27 protein-coding genes and 2 pseudogenes are annotated in these 25,308 nt (G+C 66.1%); 16 read left to right on the top strand and 13 right to left on the bottom strand.

The genetic code is table 11. The features are described from left to right. Positions 1 to 43 precede the first annotated feature (43 nt). The 4 genes from JL100_RS35160 to JL100_RS35145 all read left to right on the top strand — a co-directional run bounded on the left by JL100_RS35160 (position 44) and on the right by JL100_RS35145 (position 3,344). Positions 44 to 424 carry a c-type cytochrome gene (locus tag JL100_RS35160; protein ID WP_202683796.1) on the top strand — a complete coding sequence of 127 codons (381 nt, stop codon included), beginning with the start codon at positions 44 to 46 and terminating at the stop codon, positions 422 to 424. Next, on the top strand, positions 421 to 1,248 hold the full coding sequence (locus JL100_RS35155) for a substrate-binding periplasmic protein (protein WP_202683795.1): 828 nt from the start codon (positions 421 to 423) through the stop codon (positions 1,246 to 1,248). The genes JL100_RS35160 and JL100_RS35155 overlap by 4 nt, the downstream gene beginning before the upstream one ends. Before the next feature lie 123 nt (positions 1,249 to 1,371). After that, positions 1,372 to 1,845, top strand: a complete 474-nt coding sequence (locus JL100_RS35150) for a PAS domain-containing protein (protein ID WP_202683794.1) — start codon at positions 1,372 to 1,374, stop codon at positions 1,843 to 1,845. Next, entirely contained in the window at positions 1,842 to 3,344 is a 1,503-nt protein-coding gene (locus JL100_RS35145) for a fumarate hydratase (RefSeq protein WP_202683793.1), read from the top strand. Before JL100_RS35150 ends, JL100_RS35145 begins: the two co-directional genes overlap by 4 nt. A gap of 111 nt (positions 3,345 to 3,455) precedes the next feature. Here JL100_RS35145 and JL100_RS35140 read toward each other — a convergent pair whose 3' ends face one another. The 3 genes from JL100_RS35140 to JL100_RS35130 form a co-directional block, all read right to left on the bottom strand. Then, positions 3,456 to 4,448: an MBL fold metallo-hydrolase gene (locus JL100_RS35140; RefSeq protein WP_228421812.1), complete on the bottom strand. Its 993-nt coding sequence runs from the start codon at positions 4,446 to 4,448 to the stop codon at positions 3,456 to 3,458. A 44-nt stretch (positions 4,449 to 4,492) separates the two neighbouring features. Beyond that, positions 4,493 to 4,840 carry a hypothetical protein gene (locus JL100_RS35135; protein ID WP_407697069.1) on the bottom strand — a complete coding sequence of 116 codons (348 nt, stop codon included), beginning with the start codon at positions 4,838 to 4,840 and terminating at the stop codon, positions 4,493 to 4,495. Positions 4,841 to 5,027: 187 nt separating this feature from the next. Further along, positions 5,028 to 5,783, bottom strand: a complete 756-nt coding sequence (locus tag JL100_RS35130; protein ID WP_202683790.1) for an SDR family oxidoreductase — start codon at positions 5,781 to 5,783, stop codon at positions 5,028 to 5,030. Positions 5,784 to 6,003: 220 nt separating this feature from the next. Between JL100_RS35130 and JL100_RS35125 the strand changes: the two genes are divergently transcribed. The 9 genes and pseudogenes from JL100_RS35125 (at position 6,004) to JL100_RS35085 (ending at position 15,601) form a co-directional block, all read left to right on the top strand. Next, entirely contained in the window at positions 6,004 to 7,587 is a 1,584-nt protein-coding gene (locus JL100_RS35125; protein ID WP_202683789.1) for a winged helix-turn-helix domain-containing tetratricopeptide repeat protein, read from the top strand. A 91-nt stretch (positions 7,588 to 7,678) separates the two neighbouring features. Then, positions 7,679 to 7,882 carry a hypothetical protein gene (locus JL100_RS35120; RefSeq protein ID WP_228421810.1) on the top strand — a complete coding sequence of 68 codons (204 nt, stop codon included), beginning with the start codon at positions 7,679 to 7,681 and terminating at the stop codon, positions 7,880 to 7,882. 1,209 nt (positions 7,883 to 9,091) lie between these two features. Then, positions 9,092 to 9,262: pseudogene (locus tag JL100_RS35115) on the top strand (IS5/IS1182 family transposase); the annotation flags it as partial. Between the two features lie 100 nt (positions 9,263 to 9,362). Next, a pseudogene (locus JL100_RS35110) lies at positions 9,363 to 9,530 on the top strand (fumarate hydratase C-terminal domain-containing protein); the annotation flags it as partial. 240 nt (positions 9,531 to 9,770) lie between these two features. Then, positions 9,771 to 11,315 (top strand): NACHT domain-containing protein, encoded by a 1,545-nt coding sequence (locus tag JL100_RS35105; protein WP_228421808.1) that lies wholly within the window; start codon positions 9,771 to 9,773, stop codon positions 11,313 to 11,315. Further along, positions 11,207 to 12,427: an IS256 family transposase gene (locus JL100_RS35100; protein WP_201072050.1), complete on the top strand. Its 1,221-nt coding sequence runs from the start codon at positions 11,207 to 11,209 to the stop codon at positions 12,425 to 12,427. The genes JL100_RS35105 and JL100_RS35100 overlap by 109 nt, the downstream gene beginning before the upstream one ends. Positions 12,428 to 12,488: 61 nt before the next feature. Then, positions 12,489 to 13,910: a pentapeptide repeat-containing protein gene (locus JL100_RS35095; RefSeq protein WP_228421806.1), complete on the top strand. Its 1,422-nt coding sequence runs from the start codon at positions 12,489 to 12,491 to the stop codon at positions 13,908 to 13,910. A 480-nt stretch (positions 13,911 to 14,390) separates the two neighbouring features. Next, positions 14,391 to 14,819, top strand: coding sequence for a hypothetical protein (locus JL100_RS35090; RefSeq protein WP_202684607.1), 429 nt, complete (start codon positions 14,391 to 14,393; stop codon positions 14,817 to 14,819). Positions 14,820 to 14,893: 74 nt separating this feature from the next. Further along, a complete protein-coding gene (locus JL100_RS35085) occupies positions 14,894 to 15,601 on the top strand; it encodes a Crp/Fnr family transcriptional regulator (protein WP_202684606.1) in 708 nt (235 codons plus the stop codon). A 9-nt stretch (positions 15,602 to 15,610) separates the two neighbouring features. Here the strand turns inward: JL100_RS35085 and JL100_RS35080 are convergent, their stop codons facing one another. The 9 genes from JL100_RS35080 to JL100_RS35040 all read right to left on the bottom strand — a co-directional run bounded on the left by JL100_RS35080 (position 15,611) and on the right by JL100_RS35040 (position 21,052). Continuing rightward, entirely contained in the window at positions 15,611 to 15,940 is a 330-nt protein-coding gene (locus JL100_RS35080; RefSeq protein ID WP_202684605.1) for a c-type cytochrome, read from the bottom strand. Then, entirely contained in the window at positions 15,937 to 16,389 is a 453-nt protein-coding gene (locus JL100_RS35075) for a host attachment protein (protein WP_202684604.1), read from the bottom strand. Before JL100_RS35075 ends, JL100_RS35080 begins: the two co-directional genes overlap by 4 nt. A gap of 115 nt (positions 16,390 to 16,504) precedes the next feature. Continuing rightward, a complete protein-coding gene (locus tag JL100_RS35070) occupies positions 16,505 to 17,179 on the bottom strand; it encodes a YqhA family protein (protein WP_202684603.1) in 675 nt (224 codons plus the stop codon). 17 nt (positions 17,180 to 17,196) lie between these two features. Beyond that, complete coding sequence (locus tag JL100_RS35065; RefSeq protein ID WP_202684602.1) at positions 17,197 to 18,177, bottom strand: DUF2333 family protein; 981 nt, start codon at positions 18,175 to 18,177, stop codon at positions 17,197 to 17,199. A gap of 93 nt (positions 18,178 to 18,270) precedes the next feature. Next, positions 18,271 to 18,669, bottom strand: a complete 399-nt coding sequence (locus tag JL100_RS35060) for an SPW repeat protein (RefSeq protein WP_202684601.1) — start codon at positions 18,667 to 18,669, stop codon at positions 18,271 to 18,273. Further along, on the bottom strand, positions 18,666 to 19,016 hold the full coding sequence (locus JL100_RS35055) for a hypothetical protein (protein ID WP_202684600.1): 351 nt from the start codon (positions 19,014 to 19,016) through the stop codon (positions 18,666 to 18,668). Before JL100_RS35055 ends, JL100_RS35060 begins: the two co-directional genes overlap by 4 nt. Before the next feature lie 136 nt (positions 19,017 to 19,152). Beyond that, a complete protein-coding gene (locus JL100_RS35050) occupies positions 19,153 to 19,647 on the bottom strand; it encodes a hypothetical protein (protein ID WP_202684599.1) in 495 nt (164 codons plus the stop codon). 89 nt (positions 19,648 to 19,736) lie between these two features. Continuing rightward, positions 19,737 to 20,540, bottom strand: a complete 804-nt coding sequence (locus JL100_RS35045) for an anti-sigma factor family protein (protein ID WP_202684598.1) — start codon at positions 20,538 to 20,540, stop codon at positions 19,737 to 19,739. Next, on the bottom strand, positions 20,537 to 21,052 hold the full coding sequence (locus JL100_RS35040; RefSeq protein WP_202684597.1) for a sigma-70 family RNA polymerase sigma factor: 516 nt from the start codon (positions 21,050 to 21,052) through the stop codon (positions 20,537 to 20,539). The genes JL100_RS35045 and JL100_RS35040 overlap by 4 nt, the downstream gene beginning before the upstream one ends. Before the next feature lie 190 nt (positions 21,053 to 21,242). Between JL100_RS35040 and JL100_RS35035 the strand changes: the two genes are divergently transcribed. The 3 genes from JL100_RS35035 to JL100_RS35025 all read left to right on the top strand — a co-directional run bounded on the left by JL100_RS35035 (position 21,243) and on the right by JL100_RS35025 (position 23,103). Then, a complete protein-coding gene (locus JL100_RS35035) occupies positions 21,243 to 21,638 on the top strand; it encodes a hypothetical protein (RefSeq protein WP_202684596.1) in 396 nt (131 codons plus the stop codon). A gap of 196 nt (positions 21,639 to 21,834) precedes the next feature. Next, entirely contained in the window at positions 21,835 to 22,737 is a 903-nt protein-coding gene (locus JL100_RS35030; protein WP_202684595.1) for a CAP domain-containing protein, read from the top strand. A gap of 147 nt (positions 22,738 to 22,884) precedes the next feature. Then, entirely contained in the window at positions 22,885 to 23,103 is a 219-nt protein-coding gene (locus tag JL100_RS35025) for a hypothetical protein (RefSeq protein WP_202684594.1), read from the top strand. A 21-nt stretch (positions 23,104 to 23,124) separates the two neighbouring features. On the opposite strand, the gene JL100_RS35020 is transcribed toward JL100_RS35025, so the two are convergent. Continuing rightward, a complete protein-coding gene (locus tag JL100_RS35020; RefSeq protein WP_202684612.1) occupies positions 23,125 to 24,933 on the bottom strand; it encodes an ABC transporter ATP-binding protein in 1,809 nt (602 codons plus the stop codon). Between the last annotated feature and the right edge of the window lie 375 nt (positions 24,934 to 25,308).

Below are 25,308 nucleotides of genomic sequence, written 5' to 3'. Positions count from 1 at the left end.
CGGATCGTCGCATCCCACTACGTCGGACACGATCATCATGCCCATGACACGAAACTCCCTCCGGCCCGAACTGCGCGGGCTCGCCCTGGCCGGGCTGCTGGCCGCGTTCCCCGGGGCGCCGGCAGCGGCCGAGCCGGTTCCGAGCATCGACCTGGAGGCGCCCGAGTCCATCGAGAAGGGCTCGACGCGGTTCAACCAGAGCTGCGTCTATTGCCACGGCTACGCCGGTTCGGGCGGCAAGGGCGCCACCTTGCAGCGGCGCGCCGACCTGACGCCGGCGGCCCTTTTCACCGTCATCGCCAACGGCAGGAAGCGCGGCGCGCTGGTCATGCCGCCCTGGAAGAACACGCTGAGCGAGGAGGAGATCTGGGAGCTGGCGGCCTATATCCTGTCGCTGCGCGCCGGGCCGGAGCAGAAGTCATGAGAGCCCGGCCAGACTGGATGACGGCGGGCTGCGTCGCGCTGGCCGTCTCCGGCACGGCGTCCGCCGGAACGCTGGAAGACATGCGCCGCGCCGGCCGCTTCGAGATCTGCGCGGCGCCCGACGCCCTGCCGTTCTCCAGCCGCGAGCCGGGACCGCCGGGATTCCAGCTCGAACTGGGCGAGGAGATCGCGCGCGGGCTGGGTCTGGACTTCAAGGTCACCTGGATCAAGAGCAAGGAATATGCGGGCCGGACCGGCTGCGACGCCTTCATGTCGGCCGCCAGCCTTCCCGAGGACGCGGCGGAGCGCGCCGAGGCCGGGACCGCGCCCGCGGCGCGGCGTTTCCCGCGGCTGCTGACGCGCCCCTACCTGCCGGTGCGTTTCGTCCTGGTGGCCCCCGTCTCCCGGGACGATATCCGGGGCCTGGACGATCTCCGCGCCGGCCGCGTGGCGGTGCCGAGCGGATCCTGGGCCCATTACGTGCTCAACGAGCGGGGAATTCCGGTCCGGGTCCGCTTCACGACCGATGCCGAGATCCTGGCGGCGGTGGCGGGGGGAGAGGCCGACGCCGGGGTGGTCTCGCTGCCCGGCCTCGGCTGGTACCGGAAACACACCGGTGACGGGACGATCGACGCCGTGAAGGGCGTCGGCATCGATCCGTCGCTGGACTACGACGCGGCCATAGCGCTGCGCAGGTCCGACCTGGCGACGGTCGAGGCGGTCGAGGCGGTCCTGGACCGGCTGGAGGCGGACGGGTCGCTGGCCCGGATACTGGGAAAGTACGGGTTGGAAATCGCCGCCACCGGCCCGGTAAAGGGGCCTTGAGGGAAGGACTTGGGGGGAATCCTTGAGGGAAGGACTTGGGGGGGCGGGCCTCGTCCCGAAGTCGTGCTTGCCTTCCGGCAGGATGGCGCCTCATCATCGCGCCGCCCCTGTCCGGAGAGGATCTTGGAAGAACTCCATCCGTTTATCGCCGGCCTGCTCCAGTTCTGGTACTCCAAGTGCCCTTCCGGGGAAGTTCCGCGGCGCGCCGGGTTCGACGCCTTCGCGCTCCGGCCCTGGCTCGGCTGGCTGGCGATCTACGAGGAACTGGACGGCGGGGCCGACTTCATGGTCCGGCTGGACGGCACCAACATCGTCGCGCTGACCGGGCACGAATGGACAGGGCGCCGCATGTCCGACCTGGACCCGCGGGTCGCGGCGCCCGTGCTGGAGGTGCTCCGCCGGGCGGTGAGCGAGCGCCGGCCGGTGGTTGACCGGCTCTATTCCCCGGCGGCGAAGGACTTCCTGGCCTTCCACCGGATCACGCTCCCGGTGCGGGAGGACCGGCGGGAGGACGGCCGGGTGGTATGGCAGGTCGTCCAGGGATTGCACCCCGCTCCCAGGCCCCCTTGGCCGGACGATGGAAGGAAGAACCCGTGACCGTCATTCGCCAGGACGACTTCATCGACAGCATCGCCGATGCGCTGCAATACATTTCCTATTTCCATCCCCCCGATTTCATCCGGGCGCTGGGCGAGGCCTACCGGCGCGAACGATCGCCCGCGGCCCGCGACGCCATGGCCCAGATCCTGGTCAATTCGCGGATGTGCGCGGAGGGAAGGCGGCCGATCTGCCAGGATACCGGCCTCGTGGTCGTGTTCCTGAAGGTCGGCATGGACGTGCGCTGGGACGCCCGCATGGGCGTCGCCGCCATGGTCGACGAGGGCGTGCGCCGGGCCTACCGCGACATGGACAATCCGCTGCGCGCCTCGATGGTTTCCGATCCGGCCGGGGCGCGCCGGAACACCGGCGACAACAGCCCGGCGATCGTCCATATGGAGGTGGTGCCGGGCGACCGCGTCGAGGCGGTGGTGGCCGCCAAGGGCGGCGGGTCGGAGAACAAGGCCGTCTTCGCCACGCTCAACCCGTCCGACGACATCGTCGAGTGGGTGTTGGAAAGGGTGCCGGAGATGGGGGCCGGCTGGTGCCCGCCCGGGATGCTGGGCATCGGGATCGGCGGCAGCGCCGAGAAGGCCATGATCCTGGCCAAGGAAGCGCTGATGGAGCCGATCGACATCCATGAGCTGAAGGAGCGCGGCCCGCGCGGCCGGATCGAGGAGCTGCGTGTGGCCATCCACGACCGGGTCAACGCGCTGGGGATCGGCGCCCAGGGGCTGGGCGGCCTGACGACGGTGCTGGACGTCAAGATCCGGGATTATCCCTGCCATGCCGCCTCGCTCCCGGTAGCGCTGATCCCCAACTGCGCGGCGACGCGGCACATCCATTTCACCCTGGACGGGCAGGGGCCGGCGCGGCTTCCGCCGGTCGATCCCGGCGTCTGGCCCGAGGTTCACCTGGAGCCTCCCGGGACCGCCCGCCGGGTCGACCTGGACCGGCTGACCCGGGAGCAGGTGTCGGAATGGCGCGCCGGGGAGCGGCTCCTGCTCAGCGGGACCTTGCTGACCGGCCGCGACGCCGCCCACAAGCGGATCGCCGACCTGCTGGGCCGGGGCGAGCCGCTGCCCGAGGGCTTGGATTTCACCGGCCGGCTGATCTACTACGTCGGTCCGGTCGATCCGGTGGCCGGCGAGGTGGTCGGGCCGGCGGGGCCGACGACGGCGACGCGGATGGACCGCTTCACCGACCTGATGCTCGGCCGCACCGGCCTGCTCGGCATGATCGGCAAGGCCGAGCGGGGGCCGGCGGCGATCGAGGCGATCCGGGCCCATGGGGCCGTCTCGCTGGTGGCGATCGGCGGTGCGGCCTATCTGGTGTCCAAGGCGATCACGTCGGCCCGGGTGGTCGCCTTCGCCGAGCTGGGCATGGAGGCGGTCTACGAGTTCCGGGTCCAGGACATGCCGGTCACGGTGGCGGTCGATTCAAACGGGCGGTCGGTCCACGCGACCGGGCCGGAGGCTTGGCGCCGCAACTTGCCCTGAACCCGGCCCGTGCCGGCCTGCATGATCACGCCCGGAGCTCGTCCGCACCATGTAACCGATCGGGGCGGATAGGCCCACTCCGCCAACACTGTGCTCGCCGCACCGAAGCCGTCAGTAGTCCCAGAAGGCTGCTACCCAGCGGAAGGCATCACCGTCGACCGCCACCCGGCCGAGGGATGGAAACGGCAGGTGAGTGGCCACCAGCAGTTCACCGCTTGCCGCCAGTTCCCGCAAAAGACAGATCCGAACGCGTGCCGCCTCTTCGGGGTCGTGTTCGAAACCGTTATGCCAGTCAGGTTGGTCGAACCCGACGGCGAACACGGCGTCGCCGGCGAACGTCAGCCTATCGCCGCCGGATGCCAGGCGGACCACGCTGTGCCCGGGAGTGTGGCCGCCGGTGCGGCGGACGACCACCCCCGGCGCCACCTCGTACTCCTCCTCGAATGTCCGCAGATGGCCCTCGTACTCCTTGACGAACCGCTTTGCGGTCGACCGAAGCGCGTCCGGGAATCCCTGCGGCATGGAGGTGCGGGAGAAATCGGGTGCCTCCCAGAATTCCACCTCGGAGGCCGCCACGTGGATCCGCAGGTTCGGACGCAGCCGCTCCTTCACTCCTTCGACGAGCAGCCCGCCGATGTGGTCCATGTGCATGTGGGTAAGCACGACGTCGGTCACGGACGCCAGATCGACGCCGGCGGCCTCCAGTCGCTTGACCAACTGCCCGGCCCGAGGCAGGTTCAGGTCCGGGTCCGATCCCAGCCCGGTGTCGATGAGTATGGTCTGCCCGCCGCTACGCACCACGACCACGTTCAACGCCCAGTCGAAGGCGTCCGGCGGCAGGAACATGTCGTCCAGCCAGGCTGCCCGGACGGCCGGTTCCGCGTTGTGCGCCAACATCGCGGTTGGGAGCGGCAGCACCCCATCGCTGAGCACCAGCACGTCGATCTCGCCGATTCGTAGCGCGTAGCGCGACGGAACCAGCTCGTCATGCCCCGATCTGCCGGGGTGTGAGGCGTTGTCGAAGCTCAAGGTCGTTTCCTGCCGGTCTTCCCTATTCCGACGGGGTTCATTCTTTTGGGCGAGGTAGTTCAGACGGTTTGTCATGGTCGTTCTCCGGTTGCTTGGGTCGAGTGATTGAGTTGAGGATCTCAGGCGAAAGCCGCTCTTCCGGCGCGGGAGCGACGGATCGCCCAGAGCGTGAGCGCGATGCCGATGAGTGCTGGCAGGGTGACGGCAGGAAAATCGCGCGGGATGGCCGAGGGCGCGCAGATGCCGACTGCGACTTCCCACAGGTGGAACAGGGCGTGCGCGGACAGCCATAAAGTGGCGGCGGCCCAGAGGCCGATGCGGCGCTCCGGCCGCAGCAGGCCGCCGATGAACGCGACGCCCAGGAAGAGCTGGATGATCCCGATATCGCGGATGAAGTGCTGATTGAAGAAGCCGGTATCGGTCACGCCCGGCACGAAATCATACCAAACCTGCGGAGCGACGAGCATGAAGAGCCCGTTCGCGCAAAGAAAGATCGCGTTGAGCGTCACCAAAGCGGTGACCGCGACCGGGGCGCCTTCATGACGTAGGATCGTCTTCACGATTTCATCCTTTCGCTTCGGGATCGGGGCGCCGCGATACACACCGCGCCATTTCAGGCTTGCGTGCGCCGCTCTGACCTGTCTCCGTGTCGGCCTATCTCCGCGCCGATGAGCTGGCGTGCCACTCCTCGAACCTCGTCGGTCCGGTGCGCGGGTTTTGGCCCGGCGTCAGCGACTGGTCGTTCAGCACCGAGCCGAAGTAGCGCGCGTGGATGTCTGCGACCACCCGGCGGCCGTCCCCATTCGCGGCCATGACCTCTCCAGCCAGCTTGTCGAGGGCGATCGGCTCCGGACCGGCCACCTCGATGGTGCCGTTCACCGGAGGTGCTGCCGCAAGATCGGCCAGCGTGGCGGCGACGTCATCCGACGCGATGGGCTGCACGAGGGCGGGCGACAGGCGGATGACATCGCCGTCGGCACCAGCCTCGATGATGCCGGCGATGAACTCGAAGAACTGCGTCGAGCGGAGGATCGTATAGGGAATTCCGGATGCCTTGATCAGGTTCTCCTGGGCGATCTTGGCGCGGAAGTAACCGTTTTCGGGAAGGCGATCGGTGCCGACGACGGACAGTGCCACGTGATGCCCCACGCCTGCCGCCCGTTCCGCGGCGAGAAGGTTGCGGCCGGAAGTCTCGAAGAATTCCAGGACCTTCCTGTCCTCGAACGACGGCGAGTTCGCGACATCGACGACCACCTGAACGCCGGCAAGCGCCTCTGACAACCCCTCGCCGGTGATGGTATCGACGCCGGAACTGGGGGACGCCGCCACGACCTCATGTCCACTCTGACGAAGCCTGCCGACAAGCTTGGTCCCGATAAGGCCGCTGCCTCCGATAACGACGATCTTCATGCTTCGCTCCTCCATTTCATATCGACCACGTCCGTGGCGACCGATGAGCGGAGGATGCCTGGAAACTGACCGGAAGACCTTGCGGCTTCCTTGAATTTCCATTGAGTTCAGCTTCAAAGATTGTCCAAATGGGCCGCTATCCTGGCACTGCCCGGCTTATGAGAGCTGGCCCGGCGGTGGCTGCCTGACCTTTCGGACTACCAGCCTGCTGAGCGCCGAAATGCAATTCGTGTTTGGGGACTACCTGCTCGACCTTGACCGGCGGGAGCTCTCACGGGGCGCCGACGCGATCGCTATCGGACCGCAAGTCTTTGACCTGCTGGTCCATCTGGTGCGAAACCGCGAGCGCGTCGTCAGCAAGGATGGTCTGCTGGACGCGGTGTGGGGTGGGCGGATCGTCTCTGAATCGACACTGACCAGTCATATCAATGCGGTGCGCAAGGCGATCGGCGACAATGGTGAGGAACAGAGGCTGATCCGAACAGTCGCCCGGAAAGGATTTCGGTTCGTTGGAGACGTCCGGGAGATGCGATCATCGGACGGCTTCGAAGCATCAAGGACCGGAACTTTCAGCTCGGATGAACCACCGGCACATGCCCTGGCCCTTCCCGACAAGCCTTCCATCGCCACCTTGCCGTTCCTGAATTTGAGCGGCGATCCGGAACAGGAGTATTTCGCCGACGGCATCGTCGAGGACATCATCTCGGCGCTATCCCGCATCGGCTGGCTGTTCGTCATCTCGCGAAACTCGAGCTTCACCTACAAAGGCCGGTCGGTGGACGTGAAACAGGTGGGCCGCGAGCTGGGCGTGCGTTACGTGCTGGAAGGCAGCGTGCGCAAAGCGGCGCACCGCGTGCGCATCACAGGCCAGCTCATTGATGCGACAACGGGCGCGCATCTCTGGGCGGAGCGTTTCGAAAGCGCTCTCGACGATATCTTCGAGTTGCAGGATCAGGTGGCCGAGAGCGTCGTCGGCGCGATAGCACCGCAGCTGGAGCGGGCGGAGATCGATCGCGCCAAGCGGAAGCCGACCGAAAGCCTGGGCGCCTACGACTACTATCTGCGCGGAATGGCGAACTTTCACCAGCGAACCAGGGAGGCTGTCACCCAGGCGCTGCCGTTGTTCCACAAGGCGACTGAGCTCGATCGGGATTTCGCCTCGGCCTATGGAATGGCGGCGTGGTGCCATTTCTGGCGCAAGATCAACGGCTGGATGACCGATCCCGCCGAGGAGGCCGCCGAGGGCGCCCGACTGGCCCGCCGGGCGGTGGAGCTGGGCGTGAACGATGCGGTCGCCCTCACCAGGGGCGGTCACGCGCTCGGCCATTTCGGCGGCGACCTCGACGGCTGCATCGCGCTGCTCGACAGGGCGCTGGTGCTCAACCCCAACCTGTCGGCCGCTTGGTATCTCGGCGGCTTCCAGCGGATTTCCCGAGGGGAACACGATGATGCCATCGGGCGCATCGCACATGCCATGCGCCTGAGCCCCCTCGACCCGGAGATGGTCCGAATGCAGGCGGGAACGGCGATGGCCCATTTGTTTGCCGGACGCTTCGACGCCGCATCGTCATGGGCGGAGAAAGCATTCAGAGACTTGCCGGGATTCCTGCTGGTAGCCGGCATCATCGCGGCAAGCCATGCGCTCGCCGGCCGAACGGACGAGGCGCGTCAGGCGTTGCGTCATCTGCGCGGGCTCGATCCGGAGCTGCGCATCTCCAATCTCAAGGACTGGGTTCTGCTCCGGCGGCCGGAAGATCTCGCCGTGTTCACGGAGGGCCTGCGCAAGGCTGGACTGCCGGAATGACCGCTGGAAGACCACTCCCGGCGCCGAATGGACGAGATGGCTTGTCGTACGGAGGAGGAAGATGGTTTGGTGCAGGGATGCCGCGGTTGTCGTGCCGCCGCGCTCGACGGCCGTGCTCAGTCCATCGGCCGAAACTGATTCAACCCGGCGCGACTGCCATATCCAGGTCATTGCCGAGCAGGGCCGGAAGGGCTGGCAGCGAATTTCCGGCTACAATGCGAGGGCCGGTGCCGAGGGAACGATGCGTCTATACAAGCGGATCATCGGCGACACCTTGCGTTCCCATGGCGGCTGACCCAGCAGACCGAAACCCGCATCGCCGTCACTATTCACAACCGCATGCTCGACCTCGGGCGCCCGGACTCCGTCCGCGTTGCGTAATCCGGACGCTGTGAAAGGGGTTCCTGCGACTGAAATTACCTCGTTGCAACCAAGTAGCGCCTGCTCGAGCCGATCGGCAACATTCCGCCCGCAGAGGCCGAAGCACGCCACTATGCTCAAATCGAGGACGTCGCCGGGGCGGAGTGACTCAACCAAATCGGCCTCCGGAAATCCCGGCGCGGTTCACAAGGCTCAATTGAACCATAAGGCCGGACGTGTACAAGAATGTCCTGATATGCCATTGCCGCCATCCTTTCGCACACCGCATCCAAGCAAGTTTATCCAGAGCACTTGTGGACTGAGGAAAAACTTACTTCCCGGGCCCGCTGGTCCAGACTGTCCGAGTATCCCCGTTCTTCTCATGTGCATCGATCTTGACGTCGTGCCCCAGGTTGCCGACCCGGATGCCGTCTTTCAATGCGCTATGACATGCCTCTCCACGGCTGGCGAACTCGCCATTGTGCTTACCACTGGAGCTGACTGTCCAATAGCCACGGTACTTTTCGACCAAGTATTTGATATGTGCTATCGCGCTCATGGTTCCCGCCTTACACCTGATTGTGTGAAAATGTGAAAGTAACCTCTTCGTATACATAGCCCTCTCACGGAATAAAATCAATAGATAATATTTGAGTTCATTATCTTCGATACATCAAACCAGATAGTTTTTATTTTGTCACGGAGTAAATATTTTCAAAAAAGCGCTTCAGGCGATTGCTCAGGCCCGACAGGCGGAGCAAGGTTGAAGGTCCTGCCGGCGAAGTTGCGCATCAAGCGCGACAACACTTCCCAGTAGCGGACCTGCCATAGCGTTCGTTCCGCGATCGGGTTGGCGGCGGATCAGCGTTTGATTTCAGCCCGTTCCCGCGCCGCGCGAGGTTATAGCCGTCGCTGAAGGCCGGCTCCGACCCTCTTGACACAAGTTCTGGTGCTGCCAGCGGTTGAGGGACAGGGATGCAGACCGGCTTAGCGTATGATCCCGTCCGTCCTGTGGCTTCACCCTAGCGAATCTCCGCCTCGAACCTCCGGGCCGGATCTTGGTGCAAAGATCGCTGTGGGGGCTGACGCAGCGGCAGGCGGGTAGGTATAGAGGATGCCCGCTGCTTGTCCCCCGAGGACCCTGATGCCGTACAAGGCGAATGAACCGCGGCGTCACAAGATCCCGAGAGCCCGCTACAAGGTTGAGAACTGGGCGGAGTATGACGCGGCGCTGCGCCGGCGCGGCAGTCTGACGGTCTGGGTGACGCCCGTGGCGCTCGCGGCGTGGACCCCGGCGGCGACCGGGCGGCGGGGTGATCAGTATCAAGACCGGCCTCGGCATGCCGGTGTCCCGTCGGATTGCCTGACCACCGCGGGAAAGGGAGAAGTCCGCCCGCCCGCTGATTTCTGCACCAATGTCCAAGGCGATCACGTCGGCCCGGATGGTCGCCTTCGCCGACCTGGGCATGGAGGCGGTCTACGAGTTCCGGGTCCGGGACATGCCGGTCACGGTGGCCATCGACTCCGACGGGCGGTCGGTCCACGCGACCGGGTCGGAGGCATGGCGCCGCAACTTGCCGTGACCTTCGACCCGTGGCGGCCCGCATCCCATGCTTGGAACAGGTCGAACCGCTCCGGTCCATGCGGCCTGCCGTTCCGGCCGCCGCGATGCGTTGGGCCACGGCCCAACGCATCGCCCCGGCTGCCCTGGCCGGATCGGGTACCGCTCCAAGGAACTCCCAGGACGAGCGATTTCCCCCTCCAGTTTACTCCCTTCGTGTATTTCTATACTCTATTCAAAATACCCCTTTCGGAAGAGCGGCATGGGAATCTCTGTTGACCGGAAAAAGCTCGCGTTCGCCCTGTGGAAGGTTGGTGTGGACGCGGCGACGCTCAGTATCGGTGGGGTATTCAAGGGCGCAGTGGACGTCGTAGGCGCCTTTTCGACGGAGGGCGCCGGCGTACCCGACGCGGAGGAGGGCGCGCGCCTGCTTCTTCAGCGCGCCACTTACCTCGCTGCCATTCGGACGATCCAGAATCACGCCCGCAGCGCCGGCGCTCTCGCCGTGGATGCCGATCTGGCCGAGATCGAAGCGGAGATCTCGGGCCTTGCCGCCGATGCTCCGCTGGAACTGACCGCCGATGCGTTCGCCTGCCCCGAGCGTTGGCCCGCGTTGACGGTGATGGCGAAGGCGTTCGCCGGATGGATGCGGGTTTGCCACGTGCCGGAAACGAGCCGGGCGGCGATGGGCCGGTACTTCCACGAGGAGATCGTGCTTGCCCTGGCCGGCGAGCTGCGCGATCGCCTTGATGGCGACTATCGCGCGCTGGATATGGAGGTGACCCGCACCACGCCCCTCGACGACGCGGCGCGGCGTGCGCGCGACTGGCGAGCCTATCGGGCGTGGCTGGTAGAGGCGGTGCGGCAGCCGCTGCGCTCCATCGATTCCGAGCGGGTGCCGCGCTACGCACTGTCCGATCTCTACATCCCGCTGCGCGCGCTGATAACAATACGGGGCGCCCTGTCGGCGGCCGCCACGGCAGTGGATGATGGCCAAGCAAAAGAACGGCTCGTCTGGTTGGACGAGGCATTGGACGCCTGGCTCGCAGCGGCCGATCGGAACGACCCGGTGCGCGTGCTGTCGGGCGAGGCGGGGGCCGGCAAGTCGAGTTCCTGCGCTATGCTGGCCGCCCGGCTGGCGAGGCAAGGGCGGCGGGTGCTTCTGGTGCCGCTCGGCCGCCTCGACTACCATGGCGACGCCTGGAGGGAAGTGAGCGACTATGCCAAGGGAAAACTGGGTCACGACCCCCTGGCTGAGAACCTCCTCCGCGACAGCCGCGGAGAACCCCTGCTGCTGATCCTCGACGGGCTGGACGAACTGGTCAAGGCCGGCGAGACCGGAGCCGATGCGGTCGCGCAGTTCGTTTCGAGCCTCGATCGCCGTATCGGTCGTTTAAATGACGGCGGAACCTGCGTCCTCCTTCTGCTCGCGGGCCGTCCCGGCGCCGTTGACCGCGCGGGCGCCATCGCACGGGCCGACGAAACGCGGCTGCACGCAGTACGCTTTAGGTTGGACGAATCCATGGAAGGTCGGGTGGTCGGCGACCCGCTGGCGGACATCGACCAATGCGGCGAGTGGTGGCGCCGGTTCGACCCCAAGGGCGGCCTGCCAAATCTGCTAGCCGCCGGACGGGACAAGCGGGACTATCGGGAATTTCGTGCTTGGCGGGGTTATCCTGAAACAGAAGGAGACCCTGAATGGCCCGACGCAAAGATCCTGTTATCCCTGACGCGATCCTTGACCAGCTGCTGGCTGGAGCCGATGCGAAGACGGCATTCGACCAGAACGGCCTGCTCGACCAGCTGAAGAAGGCGCTGACGGAGCGGGCGCTGAAGGCGGAGCTGGATCATCATCTGGCTGGAGATGAGAGCGGCAACCGTCGCAACGGTTACGGCCACAAGACGGTGCTGACCGATGGCGGCTCGATGGGTCTGTCCATTCCCCGCGATCGGTCGGGGACGTTCGATCCGGCGCTGATCGGCAAATACCAGCGGCGCTTCCCCGGCTTCGACGAGAAGATCATCTCAATGTACGCACGCGGCATGTCAACCCGGGAGATCACGGGACACCTGCGGGAGCTCTATGGCATCGAGGTGTCGGCCGACCTGATCTCCACGGTGACGGACGCCGTGATCGAGGAGGTGACGGCCTGGCAGAACCGGCCGCTGGAGGCGATCTACCCCCTGGTGTTCCTGGATGCCATCCGGGTCAAGATCCGCGACGAAGGTCTGGTCCGCAACAAGGCCATCCATGTCGCCATCGGCGTGCGGGCCGACGGCGCCAAGGAGGTGCTGGGCCTGTGGATCGAACAGAACGAGGGCGCCAAGTTCTGGCTGCGCGTCCTGAACGAGTTGAAGAACCGGGGTGTGGAGGACATCCTGCTGGCCGTCGTCGATGGGCTGAAAGGCTTTCCCGAGGCGATCGCGGCTGCCTATCCGGAGACGATTGTTCAGACTTGCGTCGTTCATCTGCTGCGCCACAGCATGGAGTTCGCGTCCTGGAAGGACCGCAAGGCCATCGCCGCCGCCCTGAAGACGGTCTACGACGCTGTCGACGACAAGGCCGCCGAGATGGCTCTGAGCGCCTTTGAGACCGGGCCTTGGGGCGAAAAATACGCGGCCATCGGCAAGGCTTGGCGGCGGGCGTGGCCGGAGGTCATCCCCTTCTTTGCCTTCCCGCGCGAGGTCCGGCGCATCCTTTACACGACCAATGCCATTGAAGCGTTGAACTCAAAGCTGCGCCGGGCGGTCCGGGCCAGGGGGCATTTCCCCAATGACGAGGCCGCGCTGAAGCTCCTGTTTCTCGTCTTGAACCGCGCGGAGAAAGACTGGAAGATGCCGCCCCGGGAATGGACGGCCGCCAAAGCCCAGATGGCTGTCATCTTCGGCGACCGGTTCGCAAAGGCGATGACCGCCTGATACTGAACCCGCCCCGCCAAGCACGGAATTCCCGACAGTCCCGGACAAGCACCTGGACGAGTTGACCGCACAGCCGTTGCTGAACTGGCTGCTGGCGCAGGTGCTGACGCTGGAAGGGCCGGAGAAGGCGGCAACGCTGGCGGGAGTCCACGACCTCTACACCCGCCTGTTCCGTCATGTGCTGGACCGGGTGCATCGCGACCCGAAAAGCGAAGCCATCGACGCCGTCGATCCCGACCGCCTGAGCCGCATGCTCGAGGAGGTGGCGGTAGCAGCCTGGCACGCTGGTGGCGACCGCGTCGTGCCGCTGAAGTTTGTTGCCGAACGGCTTCGCTCGCAGGATCTCGCCGACGACTTGCAACGTATCGCCGAACGGCCTGACGGTGCGCTCTCAGCACTGCTGGACAGCTTCTTCTGCCGGGCGTTCAGCGGTGCCGAGCACCGGGTTGTGGAATTCACCCACAAAAGTTTTGGCCAGTTCCTGGTCGCCCGACGCATCCTTCGCCAAGTGCAGCGCCTGCACCGAGTCCTTGCATATGAGTCCGGTCCCCCCGAGCGGGAAGCCCAGCTTCAGGCTTGGCTCGCCCTTTGCGGCGCGACCGAAATGGACCACTCGCTGTTCAAATTCCTGCGGGCGGAGGTGATGGCCGCGACGGCGGATTCACAGCACGACGTGCTCGTTTGGCGGCGGATCCTGGTTGATCTGGTCAATACCTGCCTCTCCAAAGGCATATCAATGCCCCCGGGGCCGGCGAGGTTGGCGGAACGCGGAATCCAAAACGCCGAGGTCAGTTTGCTGGCGGCACTCTCCGGCACTGTGTCTGCAACTGCCGACAATGATGAGCCGCGCGCAAATATTCCTGATGGGGATGAAGGAAGGTCATTGCATCGCCTGCTGGGATCTTGTTCAGAGGACTCCATCGCCCGCCGTTGCTTGAATGCTATCAAACTGCCGCATTATTTGATGTACGCCGACCTGAGGGCGACAGATCTGATGGACGCCAAACTGTTAGGGGCCAATTTAATAGGCGCTAACCTGAGTGACGCCGGCCTGAGTCGCGCCAACCTGACGAGAGCCTACCTGAGTGGCGCAAACCTGAGTAGGGCGAACCTGAGAGGCGCCAACCTAAGTGGCGCCAACCTGGAGAAAGCCGACCTGAGGAGCGCGGACCTGAGCGGTGCCGTTCTAGAAAGTGCCAACTTGGCAGAAGCCAACTTAAGGCATGCCAATCTTGCGTTCACCGATCTGAGAGGCGCTAAACTGAGGGACGCCAACCTGACGAGCGCCGATCTGAGTAACGCCGTCCTGACGAACGCCAACTTAATGGACGCCTTCCTGAGAGACGCCAACCTTATGTGCGCCGATCTGAGGGGCGCCTACCTTAACGACGCTGACCTGAGATATGTATTTCTAAAAAACACGAATCTGAATGACGCCGATATGACGAATGCCCTTTTCCCGGAGGCCTCTCTGATAAATTAGGTAATTTAGCGTACAGCGGGTGAGAATTGATAAAGAGGTAATGAGACCGCATTAGGCAGGCGTCGGAACCGATCTGACCTGCGAGTGAATTGAATGCCTGTTTCGCTGAAGGATCATATATCAGCACTGGTTCCTCTCAGGTGCAGATGTCACGGGAAGCATTCGCGACGGCGTAGTTGTCGCCATCGGATACGTTAATGCCGCAGAATGTTTCCGCAAGGGCATATTCTAACAAATCTTCTCCGACGTGCCGCTGCAACAGCTAAATCTAGGTGCCGCTCATTACCACAAGGGCAGCCGCGGGCACGGGTTAGACCAGGAGCGTCAGATTGCCGACCGACACTACCGCCTTCTCTTTCGTATTATTCTAGAGATTCCGGCTACTGGTCGCCCGGGATGATCTGGATCAACAAATCTCCAGGCGCTAGCGGTAGTATTCCCGTACTGCGAGGGGGGAAATCGCCGCTACGGGAGGCGGCCATGCCGTCGAGGAAACGCGCGAACGACCAGGATTTCCTGCGGGCCGAGCTGCAGGGGGCCATCCTGGAGGCAATCTCCAGCGGCCAGCACTGCGACCACGACCTGCTGGTCCTGCACGAGCATTTCCGCGGGACTGGATGGGTGCCGCCGGATCCTAGGGGACAAGGCGAGGCTTCGGCCCCGGCGGGGGAGACGCTGCGGCGCGACCTGCTGCGGTCTATGGCGTCCCTGCCGGCGCGCAGCGTGCTGGGGATCGCCGCCAAGCTGGCGGTCGCGTGCCAGCTCAACGGTCATTTCGAGGCCGCCCGGGAAGCGCCCGACGGTCCGGACGGCAGTCACGTGGTCGTCTCGGCATTCATCGACATCGTCATCCAGTACCGGTTGCTCCAGGAGCATCCGCCGTCGGGATCCCAGCCTTCGCGGCACTGAAACGACTGACGAGGTCAACCATGCGATCGGAATGCCAAACATGCCCGGTGCGCCGGGAGGGGCTGTGCGCAAGCATGTCGGACGAGCAGCTGTCGGAATTCGGAGCCCTGAAACGGCCGGTCCGCCGTCACCGATCCGGCGCCGGAATCTGCACGGAGCACGAGCGGAACGATGCCGTCTACATCGTCCGCACGGGCTGGGCCGTAGCCTCCACCGTCCGCGAGAGCGGGCGCCGCCAGATCCTGCGCTTCGCCATGCCGGGCAGCCTGATCGGGTTCGAGACCGCCCCCGACGGCACCATGCCCTGCACGGTCGAGGCGCTGACCGACCTGACGGTATGCTCGCTGTCCCGCGGGCAGCTCCTGCGGTTCTGCGAGGGGGCTCCCAACGTCGCCTTGCGCATGGCGTCCCTGCTGGCCGGCGAGACGATCTCCGACTGGCGCCTGCTGGGCGGGCTCGGCTGCTGTTCCGCCGCCGAGCGGATCGCGCGGCTGCTGCTGGACCTGGGCGACCGTCAGCACCGGGCCGGAGCGCGGGAGACGCCGCCGGACACCGACGCCGTCCTGCCGATCAGCCAGATCCAGATCGCCGACGCCACGGGCCTGACGCCCGTCCATGTCTGCCGCACCCTGAAGGAGATGCGCGAGGCCGGGCTGCTGACCTTCGTCCGGCAGCACCTGCATGTGCTGGACCGGTCGCGGCTGATCGCGCTGGCCGGCATCGAGGACGAGGCGTCGCCGCCTCGGCGGGCGGCGGCGGGTGAACTGGCGGCGTTGCAGTAGCCGCCGGGGTCATTGCCGGGGGGCCTTCCGGTCGAGCAGGTATGCCACGATGTCGTCGGTCTCCTCCGCGGTCAGCATGATGTTGGGCATGACCGGATGCGAGGTCTGCAGGTAGCTCCGCAGGGCCATCTCGGTGATCGCCGGATCGCGGACATACTCGGCGAGGTTCGGCCCCAGCGACCGGGATCCGTCCTGGCCGGGAGCGACGACATGGCAGTCGCCGCAGAGCCGGTCCGCCTGTTCCCGGCCGCGGACCGGGCTGCCGACGGACTGGGCGTCGGCCGTCGCCTGGGCCGCCAACGTCACCAGCGCCGCGGCCAGCATCCCGCGCCGCATCATCGGGTCACCAGCGCCGACAGGCGGGGCTTCAGTTCCGCGTCGGGCAGGCCAAGGAGATCCTTGCCTTCCTCCAGGATCAGCCGTTCCCTGGCCCGGTCGTCCAGCGCCTGGCGCATCCTGCCGAGCACGCGCGGGGGTGCCACCAGCACCAGGCCGTCAAACCGGTCCTGCGACGCGGCCCGGTTGACCATGTCGGCGACGCCGGTTTCGAACCGCGCCATCGCGGCTTCGTGTGGATCCGACCCCTCGATCGCGTGCCGGAGCGGCGAGGCGCTCTCGTGGCTCCGGCCGGGGCGGTCGGTGACGAGGTCGTGGGCGGCCATCGCCGCCTCCCGGGATTCCTCTTCGTGGACGGACTCGAACTCGCCGGGATGCGAGGAGCGGTACCGAAGGACGCGGGCCTTGGCGCCGTTGACGAGGACGAACCAGATGTCGGCATGCCTGCGCATGGTGAAGCCTCCCGGAACGATGGACCCTTCATGGTGACCCATCGTTCCGCGTCGGCGGCCTTCCTTCATTAACCTGCATCAGGTCGGCGGAGGGATTTACGGAATTTTCCACGCCTCAGGCGTGGTCGTCCGGGCGCTTGCCCCCGGGGTGGAGCCGGCTTTCGCCGGTCGCGTCGCGGTAGACGGCGCCGATCCGGTCGATCCACACCAGGGCCAGGGCCGCCAGGATGAAGAAGAAGAAGATCGCGAGCTTCCACAGCAGCACCTCGCTCCGGTACTGCTCCACGTCGATCATGATCTTGAGAAGATAGATCGAGGATATCGTGATGATGGTCGAGCCGATCTTGATCTTGAGGGAACCGGGATCGAGCCTCGCCACCCAGGAAACAGTCAGGCTCCGGTTCGACACGATGCGGCCCACGAAATTCTCGTAGTTGCTGATGATCACCATCACGACCAGGCTGGCCACCAGGGCGAAGTCGATCAGCGACAGGATGGTGGCCAGCGCCTCCACGCCCGAGAGCTCGTCGTAGGCCACCGCCATGTCGTAGATGAGCCGGGCATAGACGATGGCGTATACGCCCAGCGCCACCACCAGCCCCAGGTAGAAGACGATCAGGATGTAGCGGCTGACCAGGATCATTCGTCCGACCATCCGTTCGAAGCTGTTTCCCTCCCCTTCATGCTCGGGAAGGACGGCGAGGGGGAGCGGGGCGGGCGGCAGGGGCGGCAAGTCGGTTCGCCCGGCACCCTGGCGGGACTGCCCGGCGAGCGTGGATGTCGAATTCATCTGGAAAACTCCGGTCGTCATACGCCCAGCACTTTCGCCGCTTCGTTGAGCTGGACCAGGGCCCGCAGGAGATAGAAGCCCTGGCTGGCGAGATGGCTGGCGAACAGGCGGCTGTCGGTGGATGCGTCGAGCACCACGGGCGGCTGGAGCACGGCGGCTTCGCGCAGGCTCTCCATGGTCTGTTCCCAGACGGTCTTCAGGTTGCGCTCCAGGATGACGCGCTCGAAGTCGCGGCCGACCTCGCGCAGCAGCATGTGGTAGGCATAGAGCTTGCCCTTGGTCTGGTAGAACAGGTCGTCCGCCGAGCGGTTGAAGATGAAGCCGCTGGATTGTTCCAGATGCGCGTCGATCAGGGCGGACTGGGAACCGAGATCGGCGGCGACGCGCAGGATGGTGGCCGCCAGGCTGTCGGCCCGCCGGTCGAACACCGCGTTGCCGGCGGCGACGCGGGTATTGTAGGAAACCAGCGCCCGCAGAGCCGCCCGGTACTGGTCCTCGCTGGGAATGGTCGGCATCAGGGACTTGCTGAAGTCGATGATCCAGACATTGCCCGGGAACTGGAGCAGGCCGGCGGCGCGCTCCAGGTCGGGGTCGGCCTGGGACGATCCGCGCATGCGGCCGAACTGGTCCAGCAATTCGAAGGACAGTCGGCCGATCGCGCTGAGGATGCCCTGCTGGAAGTTGGGAGTGTTGTCGAGCAGCCCGTCCGGCGTGAACCAGGGATCGTTGGGCTGCCACTCGTGAAGGACGACCTCGCGTTCGATCAGCGCCGCGGCCATGTTGACGGTATGGCTCCCCCCGATGACGGGGTTCGGCGGCGCGAAGCCGGTGTCGTCGTCGATCCTGTGCAGGGCGAAGCTTCCGATCGTGAAATAGGCCGCGAGCAGCACCGCGAGGACGACAAGGACGCGCGACGCGCCCGTTTTCCATCGCGCCGGGGCGGTGCCCTGGGTCCAGCCGCCAAGTCGCGGGCGCGGGGTTCCGCTGAACAGGACCATCCGGTCGCTCCGTGAAGAAGATCAGGTGGCGGGAAAGGGGGCCGTGAACCGGCAGCGCGGGGCGGGCTTTGCACGGCCCGCCCCGCGGCGGCCTCACGTCGAATGCGCGTCCGGTCCGACGTGGCCTGAGGTCTCGGAGCCCAAGGGTGCGAAAAGCCGCCAGAGGCCGGCCGCCGCCACCGCCAGGCCGAGGACGACGAAGGTCCACAGGGCGTCGGTCGTCCCGGAGAAGCCGAGGACCCAGGGCGCCACGAAGGTGCCGAGGCCAAGAACGATGTAGGCCCACTTGTTCCACTCGGCCGGGGTGAACAGCATCTTCACCGACACGGCGGCGACCAGGGCGCCGGCGGCATAGGCGGCCCAGCTGACCGCACCGCCGCCGAACCCGAACGCCAGCGGCGACAGGAACAGCGCGGCGCCGGCGACGAGCGCCAGGATATCGTGCGGGGCGCGGCTGGCGGAAGGGGACTTCTCAAGGTACTGCTTAGTCATCGTGACCTCCCGGTAAATGAAACGGGAAGAGAATTCTCCCCGGTCCTGCAATGGGACAAACGAATGGATGCCCTCTCCGCGCGGGAAGGCTCGGCGTCGCCGGCCAATCCGGCGAAGCCCTCCCGTGCGAGGATCGCGGCGAGGCCGACCAGATAGACCCCGACGATCATCCCGGGCGGGCCGCCGGCCCAATAGCCCAGGGCCACGCAGCCCGCCGCCGGGACGAGAAGGCATTGGGCCAGAAGGGGATGGCGGGACAGCACGCCCGCCATGGGTCCGAAACCGCTGCGCCGGAGGAGCCCGGCGCCTGCGCGCCGCAGGGGGGCCGGGAGATCGCCGCTCGACATATCAGCCTCATGCTTGTGATTCGAGTCGCAGGAAAACGCCGCAGCCGGTGAATTCATCCCCGCGTCCGGGATCATTTCGGTATGACTTGGGCTGTCCTGGAAAGTGCCGCTCCGATACTTCGGATGCGCAGAGCGGTCACGAGCCCGTCGCGGGATTCCGGTCGTCGCGCCGCATCACGGCGAACGTGGTCGAGGCATCGTCCAGCAGGTACTGGACGGTCGTCAGCGTGCCGTCGCGACAGGCCAACCGGATCTCCTTCGGCGGCTCCGGACGTTCTCCCAGGAACTTCGGCAGGTGCAGGACGTCGCCCAGCTTGGTCACGGTGTCGCCGGTCCCGTCCAAGGCGGGATCGAACCGCAGCTTCACGGCCGTCGGCACCCCGGGTATCCTGATCGGGCCGATCAGCAGGGGAACATGGGATGCCTCTTCCTGAAGCGTCCTGAGCGGCAGATAGAAGGGAGCATCGGCCGGGGCGACGCCGCACGAGGTCGCCACGACGCGCGTGCGTTCCCGGGAGTTGCGGTCCCCCAGCCAGTAGCCGCCAGCGAAGCCGGCCGCGGCCGCCAGCAGTCCCGCGGCGAGCCCGGCGCGAAACGCGCGCCCGCCGCCGATGAGCGTCATGTATCCCATGGCAAAGCCTCGACTTGGAGGAAAGGCGGGCGGCTTCCCGGGCCAACCCGCTGAGATCACTCCGCTGAGATCACCCCGGCGGGACCGCGCTATTCGGCGAACGGATCGTCCCGCTCTCCCCCGCTCCGGCCGGAACTGGCGATCTCGGACGCGATCGCACCGATCTGGGCGTCGCTCGTCTTCGCCACCACGGCGTAGCTCAGGCTCGCGTCGCTCCAGTAACCCAGCGAGACTCCGTCGCGTTCGCCCAGCATCAGCCTGGTGTTGCCCTCGTACCGGTGGGGGGCGATGGTCAGGGTCAGGCGGTGTCCGCCGTGGTCCTCGTAGACGAGATGGGCGAGCGGGCCTTCCTTGGTGCCGAGCAGGCGGCCGCCCACGAAATCGATGCTGAGCGCCTCCAGCGACGGAATCCGGATCGACTGGCCGAGCTGGCTCGACAGCCAGGACGCGAGCTGCACCGGGTGCGTCGGGTCGACGCCGTCCGGCCGGACCGGGCTTTCGGCGAAGACTAGGTGCGCCCCCGCCGCCTCCGCCACGTATTCCGGGATCGGGTGCCGCATGCCGGAATAGGCCATGTGGCCGCCCCAGCCGGAGCCGACCAGCAACACCACGGCCGCCGCCTTGCGGAACCAGTCGACCGGGACGGCGCGCTCCCGCCGCGCGAGGCGGTCGGCGAGCCGGCGTTCCAGGTCGGCCGTCCGGAGCGACCCCTCCTCGGCGGGCAGGGCGGCGAGCGCGTCGCGCAGCAGGCGCTTCTGCTCGGCCATGGCCCTGACGCTGGCGTCGTCGTCCGGATGATCCTCCAGCAGGAACTCGACGTGGGCTTCCTGCTCCGGCGAGAGCTGGCCGTCCACATAGGCGTTCAGGTCGATCTCCGTGAGTTTCGTTCTCATGGCCGGCCTCCCACGACGCGGAGCTTCATGCTTTTTACACCCTCCATGGCGCGGCGCAGCGCTTCGCGCCCGCGTGCGATGCGCGACATGAAGGTTCCGAGGGGCACGTCGAGGATCTGCGCCGCGTCCTTGTACTTCATGTCGTCGAGCGCCATCAGCAGGATCGCCTGCCTCTGGGATTCCGGCAATTCGTCCAGCGCGGCGAGGACCTGGCGAACCTCGATGCGCAGGGACTGCGTCGCCTCCACCACCGCGTCGGGCAGTTCGTCAAGCGAAGCGTCGCGCACCTGGGTCCGGCGCAGGGAGCTGATGTGCACGTTGTTCATGATGCGGAACAGCCATGCCCGGAGGTCCGTGCCCGGCTGGTAGCTGTCGATGGCGGCGATCGCCCGCGTGAGCGTTTCCTGCACGAGATCCTCCGCATCGTCGCGGTTGCGTGCCAGGACCAGGGCGAAACGGCGAAGGCTGACGACGTGTTCGTGAAGTGTCTCGACAATGGACTGGCGCGTCATGTTCAACCTCCGTGATCCGGGATTGCGCAGAGAACGCACGAAGTCGAACCTTCATCCATTCTTGGTTAACGATAATCGGGCCAACCCTCCGGACCGGCACGGGAGCATTCGGGACGTGATTTTTCCATGCATGAAAATCCGGGTTCAGGCGTTTTCCGCTCATCCTTGACCGAACCCGAAGGAGACAGCCATGTCGCTCATGATCGATCTGAGGCCGGAACACACCTCCGTCGAGACCTCCGCTGGGGGCCGATCAGCGGCGGAAAAGATGCCCGACCGTGACACCTGGTGGCGGAGGGTGAAGGAGGCCACGGTCGAGCGCTACCGGGAATGGCGGTTCGACCGCGACATCGACCAAATCCACGCGGCGCTCAACCGGCTGTCGAGCCGTCAGCTTCAGATGATCGGATGCCGGCGCGACCGTCTGATCGACGACGTCTACCGCCTCGTCTACGCCCATTCCGTCGCCGAATGGTGCGACAAACCCCTGCCGCTGGCCGCCTGGGTTCCTCCCGTCAACGAGGTACCCGACGAGAGGCCGGTGATGGCGACCCTTACCCGGGAACGCGTCCTGGAAGCGGCGTGAAGTCTCCGCGATCATGCCCTGGGTGGACCGGCCGGCTGCCCGGGGCAGGGTGACTGATTTTTCGCCCAATCCCTTACTTATAATTGTCCCTGCGCCATAGGTTGACTCGAAAAGCATAGTCAAAGTAGCACTTCGGCATCGAAATCAATCCTTATGAGGAATGACCATGCCGGAGCCTACGGCTTACGATCAGTATATGCTTGAGTTGATCAACAACGCGCGCGCCAATCCGACCGCCGAGGCGTCCCGGCTTGGGATCTCCCTTAACCAGGGCTTGAGTTCAGGGAAGATCTCCACGGCGCCCAAGCAGCCGCTGGCCTTCGACGGCGATCTCGTCGACGCGGCGCACAAGCATTCCACCTGGATGCTCGACACCGACACCTTCTCCCACAGGGGGGCCGGCGGATCCAGCTTCACGACCCGCATGAAGGCCGAGGGCTATGTGTTCTCCGGCAGCTGGACCGCGGGCGAGAACATCTCCTGGGGCGGCAGCACCGGGACCATCAACCAGCTGGCCCATACCTTGGCGCGCCACGACTCGCTGTTCAAGAGTCCCGGCCACCGGGTCAATATCCTGAACGACAACTTCAAGGAGGTCGGCCTGGGCGTCGAGTTCGGGAAGTTCGGGAACTACAACGCTTCCATGGTGACCCAGGACTTCGCCAAGACCGGCACCGCGTCCTTCATCACCGGCGTCGCCTATGACGACCGGAACGACAACGACTTCTACACGCCCGGCGAAGGCCGCGGCGGCATCAAGGTGACGGCCGTCTCGACCGGCACGACCACTCCCGTGACGGTCACCGACATCACCGGCGCGGCCGGAGGGTACGACATCGCGGTGGCTCCCGGCACCTACAAGCTGACATTCTCCGAAGGCGGCCTGGCCGCCCCGGTCACGCAGACGGTGACCATCGGCAGCAAGAACGTGAAGATCGACCTGATCGATCCGCCCAGCATCGCCGCTCAGGTCGCGGGAATGTCGGCCTCGTCCGACGGCCCGTCGGGCTACACGGTTCCGGCGGACCAGGCCCCGATCACCTTGCTCGGTGTTCCGGACGGGCACCATCATCACCACGACGCGTTCCTTGCGGCCTGACAAGGGGCCCGGACAGCCCTGCGCTGCCGGAGATTCAAGGTAGTCCCGAAAGGATGTGAAGGGGTTCGCAGCCGGTCCATGCGCCTTCGATTAATGAAGGGAAGCCGCGCCATTCCCGGCGCGGCTTCAATCCGACAGGAGGACTGGATGACCGGAGTTGCGACGCAGAACGCGGCCCCTTCCCTGATGCCGGTTCCCAAGATCCAGACGAGCGCCGTCGCGGGCGCGCTGGTCACGATCATCGTCTTCGTCCTGAGCATCGTGAAGCCCGAGATGCAGATCAGCGCCGAGGTGGCGAGCGCCGCCACGACGCTGCTCTCCCTGTTCGTCGGCTACATGACCCCTCCCCAGGGGTTCGGCCGATAGGGCAGGGGGACCGGGCCGGGATCACCCCGCCGACCGGCGGTCCCGGTCCGGAGCCGACTGCTGCTCGAACAGCCGGCGGTAGAGGCCGCCCGGCCGGTGGAGCAGCGCCTTGTGGCTGCCCTCCTCGACGATGCGGCCCTGGTTGAATACCAGGATGCGGTCGAGGGTCCTGACGGTGGACAGGCGGTGGGCGATGACCAGGGCGGTCCGGCCCTGCATCAGCCGCTCCATCGCCTCCTGGATCAGGGCCTCGGATTCCGAATCCAGGCTGGAGGTCGCCTCGTCCAGGATCAGGATCGGCGCGTCCGCCAGGAAGGCGCGGGCCAGCGCCACCCGCTGGCGCTCGCCGCCCGACAGCTTGACGCCGCGCTCGCCGACCATGGTCGCGTAGCCGCGGGGCAGGCGCGCGATGAAGTCGTGGGCGTTGGCGAGACGTGCCGCCTGCTCGATCTCCGCCATTGAGGCGCCTGGCCGGGCGTAGGAGATGTTCTCCGCCAGCGAGCGGTGGAACAGGATCGGCTCCTGCGGGACGATGGCGATCTGCGACCGCAGGGACGCCTGGGTAGCGCCGGACACGTCCTGGCCGTCGATCAGCACCCGGCCGCCGGTGACGTCGTAGAGGCGCTGGATCAGCTTGACGAAGGTCGTCTTGCCCGATCCCGAGGGGCCGACCAGCCCGACGCGCTCGCCGGCCCGGATGGTGACCGACAGGTCCTGGTAGAGCGGCACGGTGTGGGCGCCGTAGTGGAAGTCCGCGTGGTCGAAGCGGATCTCGCCGGCGCCGATGCGGATCGGCTTGGCGTCGGGACGGTCCTCGATGCCGAGCGGCTCGCCGTGCAGCAGGACCAGCTCCTCCATCTCGTTGACCGAGCGCTGGAGATGGTTGATGTGCATGCCGATGTCGCGCAGGTAGCCGTGGACCACGAAATAGGTGGTCAGCACATAGGCCACGTCGCCGGGCGTCGCCCGCCCGTGCCACCACAGCACCAGCGACGTGCCGACGACGGCGGTCCGCATCAGCAGCAGCACCGCGTTCTGCGTGGTCCCGCTGCGGGTGTGCCGGGTCCAGGTATGCCAGGTGCGGTTCCGCCATTTCCCGATGACGCGGGCGAGGCGTTCGTCCTCCCGCGTCTCGGCGCCGAACGCCTTGACCACGGGGTTGCAGCCGATCGCGTCGGCGAGCATCCCGCCCAGCCGCGTGTCCAGCGCGTTGGACAGCTTCGCCACGGGCGCGATGTAGGAGGTGGACAGGTGGAGGGTCAGCGCGATGTAGGCCAGCGTGCCGCCGCCCACGACCAGCCCCAGCACCGGCCAGTGCAGCGCCATCAGCACCATGGTGCCCAGCAGGACGGTGACAGAGGGCAGCAGGGCCAGCAGCAGCGTGTCGTTGAGGGTGTCGAGCGCGTTCATGCCGCGCGTGATCTTGCGCACGACGGCGCCCGCGAAGCTGTTGGCGTGCCAGTCGGTCGAGAAGCGCTGGACCCGGTGGAAGGCGTCCTGCGAGATGTCGCCCATCATGCGCAGGGTCAGCGGGATGATGCCGGTCCAGCCGAGATGGCGCAGCACCACCATGCCCAGGCCGAGGCCGGCCATGGCGCCGAACGCCGCCAGGGCGGCATCGCGCGCACCCTCCCGGTCCGTGGAGACCAGCATCAGCGCGTCGACCAGCCGCCCGGCGAAGTACGGCATGAAGACGTCCGCCAGCGTCGCCGTGACCATGGCGCAGGCGATCCCGGCGACCAGCGCGGGCTGGCGCCGCCAGTGGCGGAACGTGAAGGAGAGGACGGTGCGCATGGCATCCGCCCGTCGTGTGCGTCGAACGACGGTCATGAAATCGAACGGCGCGTCGGCGCGCCGGCTCCGAAACGGATCGCGCGTCATCCCATCCGCGCGGGAGGGATGCCGCAACCGATCAAATGGGACGTGAGACCCCGGAAACGGGTGGGGAAGCGGGCGACCGGGTCGCGCTTGCTATCGGACGACCGGGCCGGGAATGAAAAGCAGGCACTTCGATGTCATGCAGTCCTCCCAGGCTCAAAGGTCGATCCAGGTTCCATATAGCAGGACAAAGGGCGTCTGTGAAGGGCCGGCAAGTGAGCCCGCTGACCGAATGAGATCGGCCGTTAGACTAAATCGCAGATCCCGCCATCTTGTATTCGTCATTTCTTTCATAAAACTGACACCAAAATGAAATCTGGATGGTGT

The sequence above is a fragment of the Skermanella mucosa genome (assembly GCF_016765655.2).
GTDB lineage: Bacteria > Pseudomonadota > Alphaproteobacteria > Azospirillales > Azospirillaceae > Skermanella > Skermanella mucosa.
This window is presented reverse-complemented; position numbering and strand designations above follow the sequence as displayed.

Bases quoted from the DNA above. Each gene is read 5' to 3' on its own strand.
- JL100_RS35160 (WP_202683796.1), top strand. From the start codon at position 44: ATGACACGAAACTCCCTCCGGCCCGAACTGCGCGGGCTCGCCCTGGCC.
- JL100_RS35155 (WP_202683795.1), top strand. From the start codon at position 421: ATGAGAGCCCGGCCAGACTGGATGACGGCGGGCTGCGTCGCGCTGGCC.
- JL100_RS35140 (WP_228421812.1), bottom strand. From the start codon at position 4,448: ATGACAAACCGTCTGAACTACCTCGCCCAAAAGAATGAACCCCGTCGG.
- JL100_RS35135 (WP_407697069.1), bottom strand. From the start codon at position 4,840: ATGCTCGTCGCTCCGCAGGTTTGGTATGATTTCGTGCCGGGCGTGACC.
- JL100_RS35130 (WP_202683790.1), bottom strand. From the start codon at position 5,783: ATGAAGATCGTCGTTATCGGAGGCAGCGGCCTTATCGGGACCAAGCTT.
- JL100_RS35125 (WP_202683789.1), top strand. From the start codon at position 6,004: ATGCAATTCGTGTTTGGGGACTACCTGCTCGACCTTGACCGGCGGGAG.
- JL100_RS35105 (WP_228421808.1), top strand. From the start codon at position 9,771: ATGGGAATCTCTGTTGACCGGAAAAAGCTCGCGTTCGCCCTGTGGAAG.
- JL100_RS35100 (WP_201072050.1), top strand. From the start codon at position 11,207: ATGGCCCGACGCAAAGATCCTGTTATCCCTGACGCGATCCTTGACCAG.
- JL100_RS35090 (WP_202684607.1), top strand. From the start codon at position 14,391: ATGCCGTCGAGGAAACGCGCGAACGACCAGGATTTCCTGCGGGCCGAG.
- JL100_RS35085 (WP_202684606.1), top strand. From the start codon at position 14,894: ATGTCGGACGAGCAGCTGTCGGAATTCGGAGCCCTGAAACGGCCGGTC.
- JL100_RS35080 (WP_202684605.1), bottom strand. From the start codon at position 15,940: ATGATGCGGCGCGGGATGCTGGCCGCGGCGCTGGTGACGTTGGCGGCC.
- JL100_RS35075 (WP_202684604.1), bottom strand. From the start codon at position 16,389: ATGCGCAGGCATGCCGACATCTGGTTCGTCCTCGTCAACGGCGCCAAG.
- JL100_RS35070 (WP_202684603.1), bottom strand. From the start codon at position 17,179: ATGAATTCGACATCCACGCTCGCCGGGCAGTCCCGCCAGGGTGCCGGG.
- JL100_RS35065 (WP_202684602.1), bottom strand. From the start codon at position 18,177: ATGGTCCTGTTCAGCGGAACCCCGCGCCCGCGACTTGGCGGCTGGACC.
- JL100_RS35060 (WP_202684601.1), bottom strand. From the start codon at position 18,669: ATGACTAAGCAGTACCTTGAGAAGTCCCCTTCCGCCAGCCGCGCCCCG.
- JL100_RS35055 (WP_202684600.1), bottom strand. From the start codon at position 19,016: ATGTCGAGCGGCGATCTCCCGGCCCCCCTGCGGCGCGCAGGCGCCGGG.
- JL100_RS35050 (WP_202684599.1), bottom strand. From the start codon at position 19,647: ATGGGATACATGACGCTCATCGGCGGCGGGCGCGCGTTTCGCGCCGGG.
- JL100_RS35045 (WP_202684598.1), bottom strand. From the start codon at position 20,540: ATGAGAACGAAACTCACGGAGATCGACCTGAACGCCTATGTGGACGGC.
- JL100_RS35040 (WP_202684597.1), bottom strand. From the start codon at position 21,052: ATGACGCGCCAGTCCATTGTCGAGACACTTCACGAACACGTCGTCAGC.
- JL100_RS35035 (WP_202684596.1), top strand. From the start codon at position 21,243: ATGTCGCTCATGATCGATCTGAGGCCGGAACACACCTCCGTCGAGACC.
- JL100_RS35030 (WP_202684595.1), top strand. From the start codon at position 21,835: ATGCTTGAGTTGATCAACAACGCGCGCGCCAATCCGACCGCCGAGGCG.
- JL100_RS35025 (WP_202684594.1), top strand. From the start codon at position 22,885: ATGACCGGAGTTGCGACGCAGAACGCGGCCCCTTCCCTGATGCCGGTT.
- JL100_RS35020 (WP_202684612.1), bottom strand. From the start codon at position 24,933: ATGACCGTCGTTCGACGCACACGACGGGCGGATGCCATGCGCACCGTC.